This window comes from Sabulicella rubraurantiaca (assembly GCF_017355885.1).
GTDB lineage: Bacteria > Pseudomonadota > Alphaproteobacteria > Acetobacterales > Acetobacteraceae > Roseococcus > Roseococcus rubraurantiacus.
The window spans coordinates 59,985-74,667 of the sequence record NZ_JAFEUU010000001.1 but is presented as its reverse complement, the minus strand read 5'-3'; the positions used below and the strand labels follow the sequence as shown (position 1 = coordinate 74,667).

Below are 14,683 nucleotides of genomic sequence, written 5' to 3'. Positions count from 1 at the left end.
TGGGGCCGACCATGGGCCAGGGGGGCCTTCCCCGTCCAGGGTCGGCTGGGGCAAGGTCGTGGAAACGGCCGGGATTGCCGGCCACGCGTGAAGTTCCGTCGCGCATTCGCTAAGGAGGTGGCCATGACCATGACCCTCGCCCAGCTTCTGGCGCCCATGACGCCGGAGCAGTTTTTCGCAGAATACCACGACAAGCAGCCGCTGCACCTCAAAGGCGACCCGGCGAAGTTCGCTTCCGTCCTGTCCTGGCGGCAGATCAACCGGCTGCTGGACATGACCCATGCCTGGACGTCGCACTCGCTCAAGCTGGTGCTGGATGGCAAGCCGGTGCCGCCGCACGAATACTGCGCCAGCAGCACGGGGCGCGACGACGGCGGCACGCTGATGCAGCCCGTGGTGGACAAGGTGCGCGAATGGGTGAAGCGCGGCGCGAGCGTCGTCATGAACGACGTGGACAGCCTGACGCCGGGCCTCGCTTCCGTTTCCCACGCCATCGAGTCCGCGGGGCTCGGGAAGGCGCAGGCGAATGTCTATATTTCCTGGCAGTCCCACAAGGCATTCCCGGCGCATTACGACACACATGACGTCTGGGCGGTGCAGGTCGAGGGCGAGAAGACCTGGAATGTCTGGGAAGGCCGCGCCGAGTGGCCCATCAGCCACCCCATCTTCCGCTCCCAGACGCAGGAGCATCACGAGCAGGCGAAGGGCAGGCTGCGCGCCAAGGTCCTGATGAAGCCGGGCGACCTGCTCTACCTGCCGCGCGGCTGGTATCACGACGCGCTGGCCGAGGCTCCGGCTTCCGTCCATGTCGCCTATGGCGCCCATGCGCCGGTGGGTATGGACCTGATGACGATCCTCGGAGAACGCGTCCTCTACGACGCCGCCTTCCGCCAGCCTTTGCCGCGCCAGGACGGCTCCGCCGCCGCGAAGTTCGCGCTGACGCAGCGCGCAGGCCAGCTGGGCCAGCGCATCGCCGAACTTTGCAGGGATCCGAAGGTCATGGAGGTGCTCGAGCGCTTTGTCGCCGATTACCGCTATCGCCGCGGCGGCAACGACCTGCTGGGCTGGCGCGGCATGGTGCCGGAAGGCGCTGGTGCCGGCGAGTCGGAGGGCGCCGATGCCGCCGCCTTCCGCATCGTCGCCACCGGGGCGAAGCCGGTCCGCCGTGGCGCGGAATGGGTGCTGAAGGCGCCCAGCGGCGCCCTTCCCCTCTCGCCACACGAAGCCGAAGCCGCGGCCTGGGCGCTGGCGCGGCCTGATGTGACGGAAACCGAGCTGGCGAAGGCGCATCCGGGTGCCGATGCCGCGGGGCTGCTTGGCAAGCTGAAGGAGGCCGGGCTGGTGGTGCCAGCGTGATGCGCCTCGCCCTCGCCGCCCTGCTCCTGCTCGCCGCTGCGCCGGTGGATGCACAGATCCGCGAGTTCTCCTGCGTCGGCGCGGAGCGGCTTGAGGAGGATTACGCGATCGTCGCCTTCGGGCGCGGGCGTGACCGAGCGGAGGCAGCCGCGCTTGACCCACTGGAGGAGCTGATCGCACAGGCCAAGGCAGCCCCCTCGCGCAACCTCTGCGTCCTGGGCTTTGCGGCTTCGGACGAAGGCGGCGCAGAGACGGCGAGCCGGCTCGCGGCGCGGCGGGCACGCTTCGTGAGTGCGGAGCTGGCGAAGACGGGTCTGGAGCGCGACCGCATCCGCGCGGAAGCCCGCACGCGTGGCTTCCTGCAGCGCGGCCCGGCGGGCGTGGCGCGGGCCTCCGGCGTCCGGGTGGTGCTGATGCCCCCTTCCCCGTAGCGCGCGGGCTGCGCATCGGGCAGACTGGGGAGCAGGGAATGACGCCAGCGCCGGGCACCATGCCGGGGGTCTGGGACGCTGAAGATTCTGCTTGTGGATGCCGAGGCAGCGCGCGCCCAGGCGGTGCGCGAGGGGCTGGAGGCGACGGGATGCACCGTTGTCGCCATCGCGCCTGATGTCGCCAACCTGACGGCACGCGTCCGCGACTCAGGTGCGAATGTCATCGTCTGCGACATGGACGACCCATCCCGCGATGCGCTGGAGGCGATGCGCGCCCTGAATCGCGACGAACCCCGCCCGGTGGTGCTCTTCGCCGAGCGTGGTGCGCCGGAGCAGATCAGCGCAGCGCTGGAGGCAGGGGTTGCGGCCTATGTGGTGGAGGGGCTTTCCCCGGCGCGGGTGCGAAGGGTGCTGGAGGTCGCAATCCTGCGCTTCCGCGCTCATGAAGCGTTGCGGGCCGAACTCGCCCAGGCCCGCGCGACGATCGAGGAACGCGACCGCATCGCCAAGGCGAAGCGGCGCCTGATGCGCGATGAAGGTCTTTCGGAACCCGAGGCACATCGGCGATTGCAGCGCTTGGCGATGACTCGGAGGGTCGGGCTCGGGCAGGCTGCGGCACAGTATCTGAACAATATTTAGGCAATTAGCCTAAGAATCAGCATATAACAAGCTGATGGACTTTTTTTCGTGCATTTTTGCTTTGCTGCACCGCCGAAGCGCTGGTAGGGCTTCGGGCATGGGCGGGATGCAAGGGCGCACCCCACGCGGCCCATCCCTTTTCCCGGCGGCCCAGGACGGCCCGCCCGAAGCCGGTGGCGCCGCGTGCCGCTCGACCTGTCACTCCCCAATCTCCGTCCCGACGCGCCAGCCTTGCGCCTCGGATGCGTGCCGCTGGTGGACGCGGCGCCCCTGCTGGTGGCGGAGGCACTTGGCTTCTTCCAGGCCGTGGGGCTGCGCGCGGCGCTCGCCCCCGAGACGTCCTGGGCGGGCCTGCGGGATAGGCTTGCCTTCGGGGCGCTCGACGGAGCGCATCTGCTGACCCCGCTTGCCCTGGCGCTCGGAGCCGGCGCTGGTGGGATCCGCGCCGATCTGGCGGTCGGATGCGGGCTGTCGCGCAACGGCAACGGTATCTTCCTGTCGTGGCGCGCGCTCGAGACCGGGCTGCGGCCCGGGGCGCGGCTTGGCATCGTTCACCCCTTCTCTGCGCATCATTACCTGCTGCGCCGCTGGCTCGCCGCACAGGGTGTGGAGGATGCCGTGCCGCTCGCCGCGCCCCCGCCCGCCATGGCCGATCTGGTCGCGCAGGGGGTGATTGATGGCTTCTGCGCCGGCGCACCCTGGCCGGCCGCCGCCGAGGCCTCCCGGCTGGGCCGAGTTGTGGCGGGCACCGCCGCGCTCTGGCCGGACCATCCGGAGAAGCTGCTGGCGTTCCGCGGTGACGTCGCGGAGGCGCGGCGTGAGGCCGCGCTGGCCGCAACCGCCGCGATCCTTGCGGCAGGAGCGTGGCTGAACGCGCCGGAGAACCGGGAGGAAGCAGTGGCGATCCTGCGCCGCCGCGCCTTCCCCGCCCTGCCCGACGCCGTCATCGCCTCCGCCTTCGACGGGACGCACCGCATGGGTTTCGTGCCCGAAGCCACCGCGGAAGGCGCCTCCCGCTGGATCGCCGAGATGCGCGAGGCCGGTCACCTCCCGCCCGACATCGCCGACGCCGCCCTGCTCGCCCCCTGGGCGCGCTCCCTCCAGCCCGAGGCGGCGCGCCGCCTTGCCCCCGCTTCCCATCATGGAGTGACCTCATGAACGCCACCCGACGCCAGGCCATCCTCGCCACGACCGCCCTGCTCGCCGCCGCGCCGCGCGGCGTCTTCGGACAGGGCGAAACCACTCCGGAGGTTCGCAAGGCCACTCTCGGCTACATCGCGCTGACCGACGCCGCGCCGCTGATCATCGCGAAGGAGAAGGGCTTCTTCGCCAAGCATGGCATGCCGGAAGTAGAGGTCGCGAAGCAGGCCTCGTGGGGCGCGACGCGGGATAACCTCGTGCTGGGAGGCGGGTCGGGCGGCATCGACGGCGCGCATCTGCTGACGCCGATGGCCTACCTGATCCACACCGGCCGCATCGTCCAGAACAATCAACCCGTGCCGATGGCGCTGCTGGCGCGGCTGAACACCAACGGCCAGGCCATCTCCGTCGCCGCAAAGCACGCCGCGCTGGGTCTGAAGCTGGACAGTGCGCCGCTGAAGCGCGCGGTGAACGGCGACAGCAAGGTGGCCATGACCTTTCGGGGCGGCACGCATGATCTCTGGATCCGCTACTGGCTGGCCGCCGGCGGCGTGGACCCTGAGCGTGATGTGTCCACCATCGTGGTGCCGCCGCCGCAGATGGTGGCGAACATGCGCGTCGGAACCATGGACGCCTTCTGCGTCGGCGAGCCCTGGAACGCCCAGCTCGTCACCCAGCGCCTCGGCTACACGGCACTCACCACCGGGGAGCTTTGGAAGGACCACCCGGAGAAGTGCTTCGCCCTACGCGCCGACTTCGTGGAGCGCCACCCAAACGCCACCCGCGCCCTGCTGGCCGCCGTGATCGAGGCCGCGCAGTGGTGCGACGCGATGGCAAACAAGGAGGAGATGTGCGCCATCCTGGGCCGCCGCGCGTGGTTCAACGTGCCGCCCGCCGACATCCTCGGCCGCCAGCGTGGCGAGGTGGATTACGGCGATGGCCGCCGCGTCACCAACACCGACACCACCATGAAGTTCTGGCGCGACCACGCCAGCTACCCCTTCCGCTCCCATGACCTGTGGTTCCTCGCCGAGAACCAGCGCTGGGGCATCCTCCCGATGGATTTCGACAGCGCCGGCACCATTGCCCAGGTGAATCGCGAGGGCATCTGGCGCGAGGCGGCGGAACGCGCGGGTGTCCATGCCGCCGACACACCCACCGGCACCAGCCGCGGACGCGAGACATTCTTCGACGGCAAGGTCTTCGACCCGGAGAACCCGCGCGCCTGGATCGAGGCGCAATCCATTCGCAAGAACGGGGGCGCCTGAGCCATGAACGCCTCCATCCGCAAGGCCGCCCCGGCCAAGCCACTGCTGAGCCTGCCGCGAACCCTGGTGACGAGCGAGAGCGCCTGGGCACGACGCACCCGCGACGTGGTGCCGCCGCTTCTCGTCGTGCTGCTGCTCGGCCTCCTGTGGGAACTCGTGATGAGCACACCGGGCGCGACGCTGCCGCCGCCCTCCAAAATCTGGGCGGATGCGCGCGAGCTCATCACCGATCCCTTCTTCGACAATGGCGGGCTGGACAAGGGGTTGTTCTGGCACCTCGCCGCCTCGCTCTCCCGCGTGGCAATGGGCTTCGCCCTCGCTGCCGTGGTGGGAGTGCTGACGGGCCTCCTGATCGGCACATCGCCGCTGGCGATGCGGGGGCTGGACCCAGTCTTCCAGGTGCTGCGAACCGTCCCGCCGCTGGCTTGGCTGCCGCTATCGCTGGCCGCCTTCCAGGAGGCGCAGCCTAGCGCGATCTTCGTGATCTTCATCACCAGCGTCTGGCCCGTCATCATCAACACGGCGGTGGGCGTGCGGAACGTGCCGCAGGATTACCGCAACGTGGCCGCGGTGATCCGCCTGACCGGCGTTTCCTACTTCCTCCGCATCCTGCTGCCCGCGGCGGCGCCCTTCATCTTCACCGGGCTTCGCATTGGCATCGGACTGTCCTGGCTCGCCATCGTTGCGGCGGAGATGCTGATCGGCGGGGTGGGGATCGGCTTCTTCATCTGGGATGCGTGGAACTCCTCCAACCTGTCCGACATCATGGTGGCCCTCGCCTATGTGGGGCTGACCGGCTTCGTGCTGGACCGCGCGGTGGCGCTGGTCGGGCGCCTCGTCACCCGCGGCACCTCGGAGGGCTGAGGCGATGAACACGCCCTTCCTGGAAATCTCCCGCCTCTCCGTCGCATTCCCTCGCGCGCCGCTGCCGGTGCTGCATGACGTCGAGCTGCGCATCGCGGCTGGGGAGTACGTCTCCGTCATCGGCCATTCGGGCTGCGGCAAGTCCACGCTTCTGAACGTGGTGGCGGGGTTGCTACCCGCCACGCTGGGCGGCGTCCTGCTTGAGGGGCAGGAAGTGACGAATCCGGGCCCGGACCGCGCGGTGGTGTTCCAGAACCATTCGCTGCTGCCCTGGCTCACCGCCTACGAAAATGTGCGCCTCGCGGTGGACCGGACCCTCGCCGGCATGATGGGCAAGGCGGAGCGGCACGAGTGGACGCTGCGCAACCTCGACCTCGTGAAGATGGGGCACGCCAAGGACAAGCGCCCCGCGGAGATCTCGGGCGGCATGAAGCAGCGCGTGGGCATCGCCCGTGCGCTGGCGATGAAGCCCAAGGTTCTGCTGCTGGACGAGCCCTTTGGCGCTCTGGACGCGCTGACGCGCGCCCATTTGCAGGACGAGGTGATGCGCATCCATGCGAGCCTCGGCACCACGGTCATCATGATCACCCATGACGTGGATGAGGCGGTGCTGCTGTCCGACCGCATCGTGATGATGACCAATGGTCCCAACGCCACCATCGGCGAGATCCTGGAGGTGGACCTGCCGCGCCCGCGTGACCGGCTGAAGCTGGCGCATGACCATCGCTTCGTCGAATACCGCGCTTCGGTGCTGGAATTCCTGCACGCGCGCCACGCGCAGCCGGTGCCGTGATGCGTGTCCTCGTCATCGGGGCGGGTCCGGCGGGGACGCGCTGCGCCGTTCGTGTGGCGGAAAGGCTCCCGGGTGCCACAGTCACGCTCTGCGGGGCGGAGCCCGCCCTGCCCTATGACCGCGTCGCACTGTCGCGCTGGCTCTCCGGCGAGTGCGAGGCGGAGGCGCTGCTGACACATCCGCTCGCGGTGCTGCGCGGCCTCCGGATCCACTACCGCCCGGCTACGCGCATCGCGGCGCTGGAGGGTCAGGAGGCGGTGACCGACCGCGGCGAACGCATCGGTTTCGACCGTGCGGTGATTGCCACCGGGTCTCGCGCCATTCGACTCGACGTCCCGGGCTCCTCCCTCCCCGGCGTCCACGCCTACCGCACCGAGGCCGAGGTGCGCGCCATGCTGCGCACCGCGCGCGACGGAGGGGGTGCGGTGGTGGTCGGCGGGGGCCTGCTTGGGCTGGAAGCGGCGGACGGGCTGGCGCGGCGCGGCATGGAAGTCACCGTGGTGCATCCCGTTGGCTGGCCCATGGAGAGGCAACTGGATGAGGGCGCGGGCGGGCTGCTCGCCGGGCGGCTTCGGCGGCGCGGCATCCGCTTCGCCATGCCGGCAGGGCTCGCCTCCATCGAAGGGACGCATAAAGTGGAGGCGGTGACGCTGACCGATGGGCGGCGCATTCCCTGCCGCCTCGTAGTCATGGCGGTCGGCATCCGGCCGGATACCGCCTTGGCGGAAGCGAGCGGCATCGCGGTCGGACGCGGCATCCTGACGGATGCGACGCTGCGGACCAGCCGGCCCGATGTGAAGGCAATCGGTGAATGCGCGGAGGTGGAGGGGCGCTGCATCGGCCTCGTCGCCCCGGCGCTGGACCAGGCCGAGGCAGCGGCGGCGCGACTGGCGGGGGAGCTGGCCCTCTGGACTCCGCGCGCCGACTCGGCGGCGCTGAAGGTCTCGGGCACGGCCGTGTGGTCAGCCGGCGAGATCGCTCCGGAAGCTGAGCAGGTGGTGCTGCTTGACCGCGAGGAGGAGCACTATCGGCGCCTGTTCCTGCGCGAAGGCAGGCTCGTCGGCGCCGTGCTGTTCGGCGACGTGAGTGGCAGCCGCGAACTGATGGAGATGATCGCGTCACGGCGGCAGGTCGGCTCCCGCGCGGCGCTGGCCCTCGGGAGGGCAGGATGATGGACGGCCAGGGCTTCTCGACCGAGCAGCAGAACTACCTCAAGGGCTTCATGGCGGGGGTGGAGGCAAGGCGCGGCTCGCTGGCGCCTTCCCCCGAAGGCACCGCCCCGCCCGATGCGCTGCGCGCCGCGCAGGACCGCACCCTGGCGGAAGGCAGGACGCTGGTGCCGCAGGAGGAGATGAAGCGCGAGCGCCACCCGCTGGACCGGTGGGACGAGATCGCCGCACGGGCGGAGAAGGGCAGCTTCCCCAAGCCCCTGGAGGATTTCGCTGGCCGGTATCACGGGCTGTTCTTCGTCGGCCCGGCCCAGGACGCCTTCATGTGCCGCCTCCGCATCCCGGGCGGCATCCTCTCGGCGCACCAAGCGCGGGAGGTCGCCGCCATCGCGGAGGAATGCGGCGGCGGCTACGTGGACGTGACCACGCGCGCCAACCTCCAGATCCGCCTGATCCCGGCGGACAAGGCCGCCGAGGTGGTGATGCGCCTCGGCGAGATCGGGCTGCTGCCGCGCGGCACCGGGGCGGACAATATCCGCAACATCACCGCCTCCCCCACCGTGGGCATCGACCCGCTGGAGTGGGTGGACACGCGCCCCGTCGTGCGGGCGCTGCACCACCACATCCTCAGCAGCCGCGACCTGTTCGGCCTCCCGCGCAAGTTCAACATCTCGATCGATGGCGGCGGGGCCGTGGCCGTGCTGGAGGAAACCAACGACATCGCCCTGTCGGTAGTTCGCGTCCCGTCGGGCGAGTTGCGCTTCCGGCTGGGGCTGGGCGGAATCACCGGCCACAAGGATCTGGCGCGGCCCTCCGACATCGCCGTGCTGCCCGGCGAGGTGGTGCGGCTGTGCGACGCCATCCTGCGCGTCTTTCTGGCGCATGGCGACCGGACCGACCGCAAGAAGGCGCGGCTGAAATACCTGCTGGACAAATGGGGCCATGATCGCTTCCTCAGCGAGGTGGAGGCGCTGCTGGGCAGCCCCCTGCCCCGCTTCGACCGGTTTGAGACGCCACCGCCCAAGGACCGTTCGGCGCATCTAGGGGCTCATCCGCAGAAGGAGAGGCTTCACTGGCTCGGCGTCGTCGTCCCTGCCGGGCGGTTATCCGCCGACCAGCTGCGCGGCCTTGCGGCACTGGCGCCGGAGCTGCGGCTGACCGTGTGGCAGAATGTCATCCTGCCGCATGTGGCGGATGTGGCGACGGCGCGCGGGGCCCTGCGCGCCCTGAACCTGACCGACGAGGCGAACGCTCTTCGCGCCGGCCTCGTCGCCTGCACGGGGTCGGCCGGTTGCAAGTTCGCCGCTGCCGACACCAAGGGCGACGGGCAGCGCATCGCCGCCTTCTTGGAGGAGCGCATCTCGCTGGACGCGCCTCTCAACATCCACCTCACCGGCTGCCCGAATTCCTGCGCGCAGCATTTCATTGCCGATATCGGCCTGCTGGGCGCGAAGGTGGAGCGCGGCGAGGACACCTTGCCGGGCTATGACATCCATTTGGGCGGCGGCACGGCACAGGATGCGGCGATCGGGCGGTTGATCCGCCCGAAGGTGGCGGCGGAGGAGGTGGCGCCGCTGCTGCTGAACCTGCTCCGCCGCTTCCTCGCGGAGCGCGAGCCGGGCGAGCCCTTCCAGGCCTTCTGCGCGCGACACGACGACGCGGCGCTCGACGGGATGCTCGGCTGATGGACATGCTGACGCAGCATTTTGGCGGCCCCGCCCCGGTGCCGCTGATCCCCGACAGCGCCCCCTTCACGCCGGAACAGCGCGCATGGCTGAACGGGTTCCTGGCAGGGCTCTATGGCGGCGCCTCGGGTGCCCCCGCGCCAGCCGCGCCCCCTGCCCCGCCAGAGGATTTCCCTTGGCACGACCCAGCCCTTGAGCTCCCGGAACGGCTCGCCCTGGCCGAGGGGCGAGCGCCGGCGCGGCGCATGATGGCGGCGATGGCCCAGCTGGATTGCGGCCAGTGCGGCTATGTCTGCAAGACCTACGCCGAGGCGCTGGCGAACGGCTCCGAGACGTCGCTTTCCCTTTGCCAGCCCGGCGGAAAGCCGACGCGCGAGGCGCTGAAGGCGCTGGTCGCGGAGGCGAAGCCCGCCGCGGCCCCGGCCATTGCCGCCACGCCCGCGAAGCCCGCGGCGGAGCACGCGCCGGTCATCCTGTCGCAGCGCCTGACTGGTGAGGGCAGCGGCAAGGACGTGCGCCGCATCGTGCTGGACCTGTCCGGCACGTCCCTGCGCTACGAGCCAGGAGACAGCCTGGGCGTCGCCGCGCGCAACGATCCGGCCCTGGTAGATGCCGTCCTTGCAGCCCTGGGTGGCGGGGACGAGGCACTGCGCGAGGCGCTGTCGGCGGAACGCGACATCGCCCGGCCGCTCGACCGCACGCTGGACCTCCTGGCCGGGGCGGCGCGCGACGCGGGGGAGGCGAAGGCGCTCCGCGCCCTGGCCGATGGCGAGGAGGGCATCCTGGATGGGGCGGATCTGCTGGACCTCTTGCGCACCTATCCGTCCGCGCGGCCGCCCGTCGCAGACCTCGTCGCCTCGCTTCCTGTGTTGAAGCTGCGGCTCTACTCCATCGCCTCCTCCCCCCTCGCCGTTCCCGGAAGGGTGGAGCTTTGCGTCGGCGTGGTGCGGGAGGAGCGCCGCGGACGGGTGCGGGATGGCGTGGCGTCCTGCCACCTCGCCTTCCGCGCCGACGCCGTGCCCGCCCATGTGCAGGAAAGCCATTTCCGCCTGCCCGAACGTGCGGAAACGCCCGTCATCATGATCGGGCCCGGCACCGGCATCGCGCCCTTCCGCGCCTTCCTGCAGCACCGCGCCGCACTGGGAATGAAGGGCCGCACTTGGCTGTTCTTCGGCGACCGCCATGCCGCCACCGACTTCCTGTTCCGCGACGAGATCGCTGCCTGGCAGGGTGACGGTACGCTGGAACGTCTGTCCCTCGCCTGGTCGCGCGACGGTGCCGCGAAGGACTACGTGCAGCATCGCATGGCGGAGGCCTCGGCCGATCTGTGGCGCTGGCTGCAGGATGGGGCGCATGTCTATGTCTGCGGCGATGCCTCGCGCATGGCGAAGGACGTGGACGCCGCACTGCGCGGGGTTGCGATGCGCGAGGGAGCCATGGACGCCGAGGCGGCGCGGCAATGGATCGTCGCCTTGGCTCGGCAGAGCCGCTACCAGAGGGACGTGTATTGATCCGCACCACCTGCCCTTATTGCGGCGTGGGATGCGGAGTCCTGGCAGCGCCGGACGGCACGGTGCGTGGCGATCCGGACCATCCGGCCAATCGCGGGCGCCTCTGCTCCAAGGGCACGGCGTTGGGCGAAACACTGGGGCTGGAGGGACGGCTGCTGCACCCGATGGTGGGCGGCAAGCGCGCTTCCTGGGATGCGGCGCTGGACGCGGTGGCGGAAGGATTTCGCCGCGCGCTCGATCGGCTGGGGCCGGAGGGCGTGGCGCTCTACGTCTCCGGCCAGTTGCTGACTGAGGATTACTACGCCGCCAACAAGCTGGCGAAAGGCTTCCTTGGCACGGGAAACATCGACAGCAATTCGCGTCTCTGCATGGCGAGCGCCGTGGCGGCGCATCGCCGCTCCTTTGGCGAGGATATCGTACCTGGGGTCTACGAAGATCTCGAACTCGCGGACCTCGTGGTGCTCGTCGGCAGCAACCTCGCCTGGTGCCACCCGGTGCTGTTCCAGCGGCTGATGGCGGCCAAGGCGGCGCGGCCTGGGATGCGCGTCGTCGTGGTGGACCCGCGCCGCACCGCGACCTGCGAAGGGGCGGACCTGCACTTGCCGCTGCGGCCAGGCAGCGATGTCGCGCTGTTCCGTGCCCTGCTCCGCCATTTGCGTGCCCAGGAATGGGATGCGGCAGAAACAGGGCTCGAACGCCCCATCATCGCCCGATTCTTCAGCGATTTCACGGCCACCCAGAAGGTGGTGACGCTGTGGAGCCAAGGGGTCAACCAGTCGAGCGCCGGCACGGACAAGGCCAATGCCATCCTCGATGTGCACATCGAGACGGGGCGGATCGGGCGGCCGGGCATGGGGCCGTTCAGCGTCACGGGCCAGCCCAACGCGATGGGCGGGCGCGAGGTAGGCGCGCTGGCGAATATGCTGGCCGGGCACCTGGAATGGACGGACTCTCCGGCGCTGGCCCAGTTCTGGGGGGCGCCGCGCATGACGGCCGGGCCTGGGCTGAAGGCCATCGAGATGTTCCGCGCCGCGGAGAACGGGACAATCGGCGCGCTGTGGGTGATGGCGACCAACCCCGCCATGTCCCTGCCCGACAGCCAATCGGTGCGGCGTGGCCTGTCGCGCATCCCGGCGCTGGTGGTCAGCGACTGCCACGCCGGCACGGACACGCAAGGATTCGCGCATGTGCTCCTGCCCGCCCTGGGCTGGGGCGAGAAGGATGGCACCGTCACCAACAGCGAGCGCGTGATCTCCCGCCAGCGAACCTTCCGGCCTGCACCGGGCGAGGCGCGGCCGGATTGGTGGGCGGTCGCGCAGGTGGCGCAGCGTCTGGGCTGGGGCGACGCCTTCGCCTGGGACGGGCCGGCGGCGATCTTCCGCGAGCACGCCTCCGTGACGACGCTGGCGCGCCCCGCTCAGCGCCTCTTCGACCTGGGCGGGTTGGCGGCGGTGAGTGACGCCGCTTACGCAACGATGACGCCCGTGCAATGGCCGGTCCCGGCCGCTGCTCCCAGCGGGGGGCGTCTTCTGCCGCCGGTGCAGCGGATGGTGGAGCCGGAGTTCCGCCCGCCGGCCCATGCGGGAAGCCTCGTGCTTCTGACCGGGCGGCTGCGCGACCAGTGGCACTCCATGACCCGAACCGGAAGGGTGCCGCGGCTGATGGCCCATGCGCCCGAACCGTTGCTGACCGCGCATCCCGACGATGTCATCGGGCTGGAGCCGGGCGGGCTCGTGGAAGTCCGATCCGAATGGGGAAGCGCGGTGCTGCGCCTTGCGGGGGATGCGCGCCTGCCGCGTGGCGCCTGCTTCGCGCCGATGCACTGGACGGACGAGCTGGCGCCGCACGCCCGCATCAACGCGGCAGTCAACCCGGATGCCGACCCGGTGAGCGGCCAGCCCGAGTTGAAGCACACTCCAGTCTCGCTGCATCCCTTCGTCGCGGCGTCTCACGGCTTCGTGCTGGCGCGGCGCAATCTCGGCTCGCGCCTGGCGCCGTGGTGCGCGGTGGCGCCTTGTTCACACGGCGCGTGGCGGCACGAAGTGGCAGGGGCAACGCCGGAATCCCTGGCAGCAGCGCTGGCCCTGGGCGAGCCGACACTGCGGCTTGATGCGCCGGACGCGGGAGAGCATCGCGCAGCATGGATTTCCGATGGGCGCCTGATGGCCGTCGTGATGCTCGGGGCGACCCCCGACGTGCCACCGCGCGACTGGCTCCTTTCGCTCTTCGGGGAGGCGCGGATCGGCAGCGAAGCGAGGCGGGCGCTGCTGTTGGGCGCGCTGCCGGATGGGCCGCCGCCCTCTCCAATCGTCTGCATCTGCAATGGAGTCAGTAAAGACCACATATGCTCAGCCATTGTGGCAGGCGCCCGTGATGTGGCAGCGATAGGGCATGCCTGCACCGCGGGCACGGGTTGCGGTTCCTGCAAGCCGGAACTGGAAGCCTTGCTGACTGAAGCGCTGGAGCCCGTCTGATGCGACATTTTCCGGCTTTCCTCGAACTGCGGGGGCGAGACGTCCTCCTGCTGGGCGAGGGCGAGGCGCTGGAAGCCAAGGCGGCGCTGCTGCGCTCGGCTGGCGCGGTGACGCGCGAGGCGAAGCGCTTCACCGCCGAGTTGCTGGACGGCGTGGCCCTGGCGGTCGGTGCCGGCGCGGAGGAAGACGACCTCGTCGCACTGCACGGCGCCTGCGTGGCGCGCGGCATCCCGGTGAACGTGGTGGACCGGCCGGACCTTTGCTCCTTCATTACCCCGGCGATCATCCAGCGCGAGGAAGTGACCGTCGCCGTCTCGACGGGTGGCGCGGCGCCGGTGCTGGCGCGGCTGATCCGCCAGCGCATCGAGGCGGCGCTGCCGCCGCTGCTTGGCCGGGTCGCCGCACTGGGCGCGCGCTTCGGCGCGATGGTGCGCGAGCGCCTGCCCTCCCTGCCCGCGCGGCGCGCCTTCCTGGAGCGTGCCTTCACCGGCACCCCGGCACATCTGGCGGAAGCGGGGCGGCAGCTGGAGGCGGAGACCGCCTTCCTGTCCATGCTGGACCGCGCCGACGCACAGCCGACGGGTTTCGTCCAACTCGTGGGCGCCGGGCCTGGCGCTGCCGACCTGCTGACCCTGCGTGCCCTGCGCGCCCTGGGCGAGGCGGACGTGATCGTGCATGACCGGCTGGTGCCGGATGCGGTGCTGGAGATGGCGCGGCGGGACGCGCGACGCATCTTCGTCGGCAAGCGCCGCAGCGAACATTGCGTGCCGCAGGAAGGCATCAACACCCTGCTTGTGGAGCTGGCGCGGGAAGGCAAGCGCGTCGTGCGCCTGAAGGGCGGCGATCCCTTCGTGTTCGGCCGCGGCGGCGAGGAAGCGACTGCGCTGCGCGAAGCGGGAATCGCGCACGAGGTCATCCCCGGCGTCACCGCCGCGCTGGGCTGCGCCGCCCAGGCGGGCATCCCCCTGACCCACCGCGACGCGGCGCGGATGCTGACGCTGGTGACCGGCCACACGCGCGACGGCATCCTGGACCTGGATTTCCGAGCCCTTGCCCGCCCGGGACAGACGCTGTGCGTCTACATGGGCATGACCACGCTGGCGGCGCTGCACCAGGGCATGATCTGGGAAGGCTATGACGATGCCACCCCAGGCATGCTGATCGAGCGCGGCGGCACGCCGGAGCAGCGGGAGCTTCGCGGCACCCTCGTCGAGCTGGTCGAGCACGGGCCGGAATGGGCTGGCGACGGCCCGGTCCTGCTGATCCTCGGCGAAGCGGTTGGCATGGCTCCGCCGCCGCTCATGCCGCTGACGGCCGCCAAGGCCGTGGTGGGGACGCCAGACCCGGTCTAGG

General features: G+C 70.5%; 12 protein-coding genes. All 12 read left to right on the top strand.

All coding sequences use genetic code 11. The annotated features are described in order from the left end of the window. Positions 1-123: 123 nt before the first annotated feature. The 12 genes from JTJ31_RS00340 to cysG all read left to right on the top strand — a co-directional run bounded on the left by JTJ31_RS00340 (position 124) and on the right by cysG (position 14,682). Positions 124-1,356, top strand: coding sequence for a cupin domain-containing protein (locus JTJ31_RS00340; protein ID WP_207536610.1), 1,233 nt, complete (start codon positions 124-126; stop codon positions 1,354-1,356). Continuing rightward, positions 1,353-1,787 (top strand): hypothetical protein, encoded by a 435-nt coding sequence (locus tag JTJ31_RS00335; RefSeq protein WP_207536609.1) that lies wholly within the window; start codon positions 1,353-1,355, stop codon positions 1,785-1,787. The genes JTJ31_RS00340 and JTJ31_RS00335 overlap by 4 nt, the downstream gene beginning before the upstream one ends. A 93-nt stretch (positions 1,788-1,880) precedes the next feature. Next, entirely contained in the window at positions 1,881-2,426 is a 546-nt protein-coding gene (locus JTJ31_RS00330) for an ANTAR domain-containing response regulator (RefSeq protein ID WP_328805605.1), read from the top strand. Between the two features lie 183 nt (positions 2,427-2,609). Then, positions 2,610-3,584: a CmpA/NrtA family ABC transporter substrate-binding protein gene (locus tag JTJ31_RS00325; protein WP_207536608.1), complete on the top strand. Its 975-nt coding sequence runs from the start codon at positions 2,610-2,612 to the stop codon at positions 3,582-3,584. After that, positions 3,581-4,834 (top strand): CmpA/NrtA family ABC transporter substrate-binding protein, encoded by a 1,254-nt coding sequence (locus tag JTJ31_RS00320; protein ID WP_207536607.1) that lies wholly within the window; start codon positions 3,581-3,583, stop codon positions 4,832-4,834. The genes JTJ31_RS00325 and JTJ31_RS00320 overlap by 4 nt, the downstream gene beginning before the upstream one ends. A 3-nt stretch (positions 4,835-4,837) precedes the next feature. Next, the gene (gene ntrB / locus JTJ31_RS00315) at positions 4,838-5,698 is read left to right on the top strand and encodes a nitrate ABC transporter permease (protein ID WP_207536606.1); all 861 of its coding nucleotides are present in this window, start codon (positions 4,838-4,840) and stop codon (positions 5,696-5,698) included. Between the two features lie 4 nt (positions 5,699-5,702). Continuing rightward, entirely contained in the window at positions 5,703-6,491 is a 789-nt protein-coding gene (locus tag JTJ31_RS00310) for an ABC transporter ATP-binding protein (protein WP_207536605.1), read from the top strand. Next, a complete protein-coding gene (locus JTJ31_RS00305; RefSeq protein ID WP_207536604.1) occupies positions 6,491-7,663 on the top strand; it encodes an NAD(P)/FAD-dependent oxidoreductase in 1,173 nt (390 codons plus the stop codon). The genes JTJ31_RS00310 and JTJ31_RS00305 overlap by 1 nt, the downstream gene beginning before the upstream one ends. Next, positions 7,660-9,345 carry a NirA family protein gene (locus JTJ31_RS00300; RefSeq protein WP_236019747.1) on the top strand — a complete coding sequence of 562 codons (1,686 nt, stop codon included), beginning with the start codon at positions 7,660-7,662 and terminating at the stop codon, positions 9,343-9,345. The genes JTJ31_RS00305 and JTJ31_RS00300 overlap by 4 nt, the downstream gene beginning before the upstream one ends. Then, positions 9,345-10,856, top strand: coding sequence for a sulfite reductase subunit alpha (locus JTJ31_RS00295; protein ID WP_207536603.1), 1,512 nt, complete (start codon positions 9,345-9,347; stop codon positions 10,854-10,856). Before JTJ31_RS00300 ends, JTJ31_RS00295 begins: the two co-directional genes overlap by 1 nt. Beyond that, positions 10,805-13,330 carry a nitrate reductase gene (locus JTJ31_RS00290; protein WP_207536602.1) on the top strand — a complete coding sequence of 842 codons (2,526 nt, stop codon included), beginning with the start codon at positions 10,805-10,807 and terminating at the stop codon, positions 13,328-13,330. The genes JTJ31_RS00295 and JTJ31_RS00290 overlap by 52 nt, the downstream gene beginning before the upstream one ends. Continuing rightward, positions 13,330-14,682 (top strand): siroheme synthase CysG, encoded by a 1,353-nt coding sequence (gene cysG / locus JTJ31_RS00285; protein WP_207536601.1) that lies wholly within the window; start codon positions 13,330-13,332, stop codon positions 14,680-14,682. Before JTJ31_RS00290 ends, cysG begins: the two co-directional genes overlap by 1 nt. Position 14,683 lies beyond the last annotated feature (1 nt).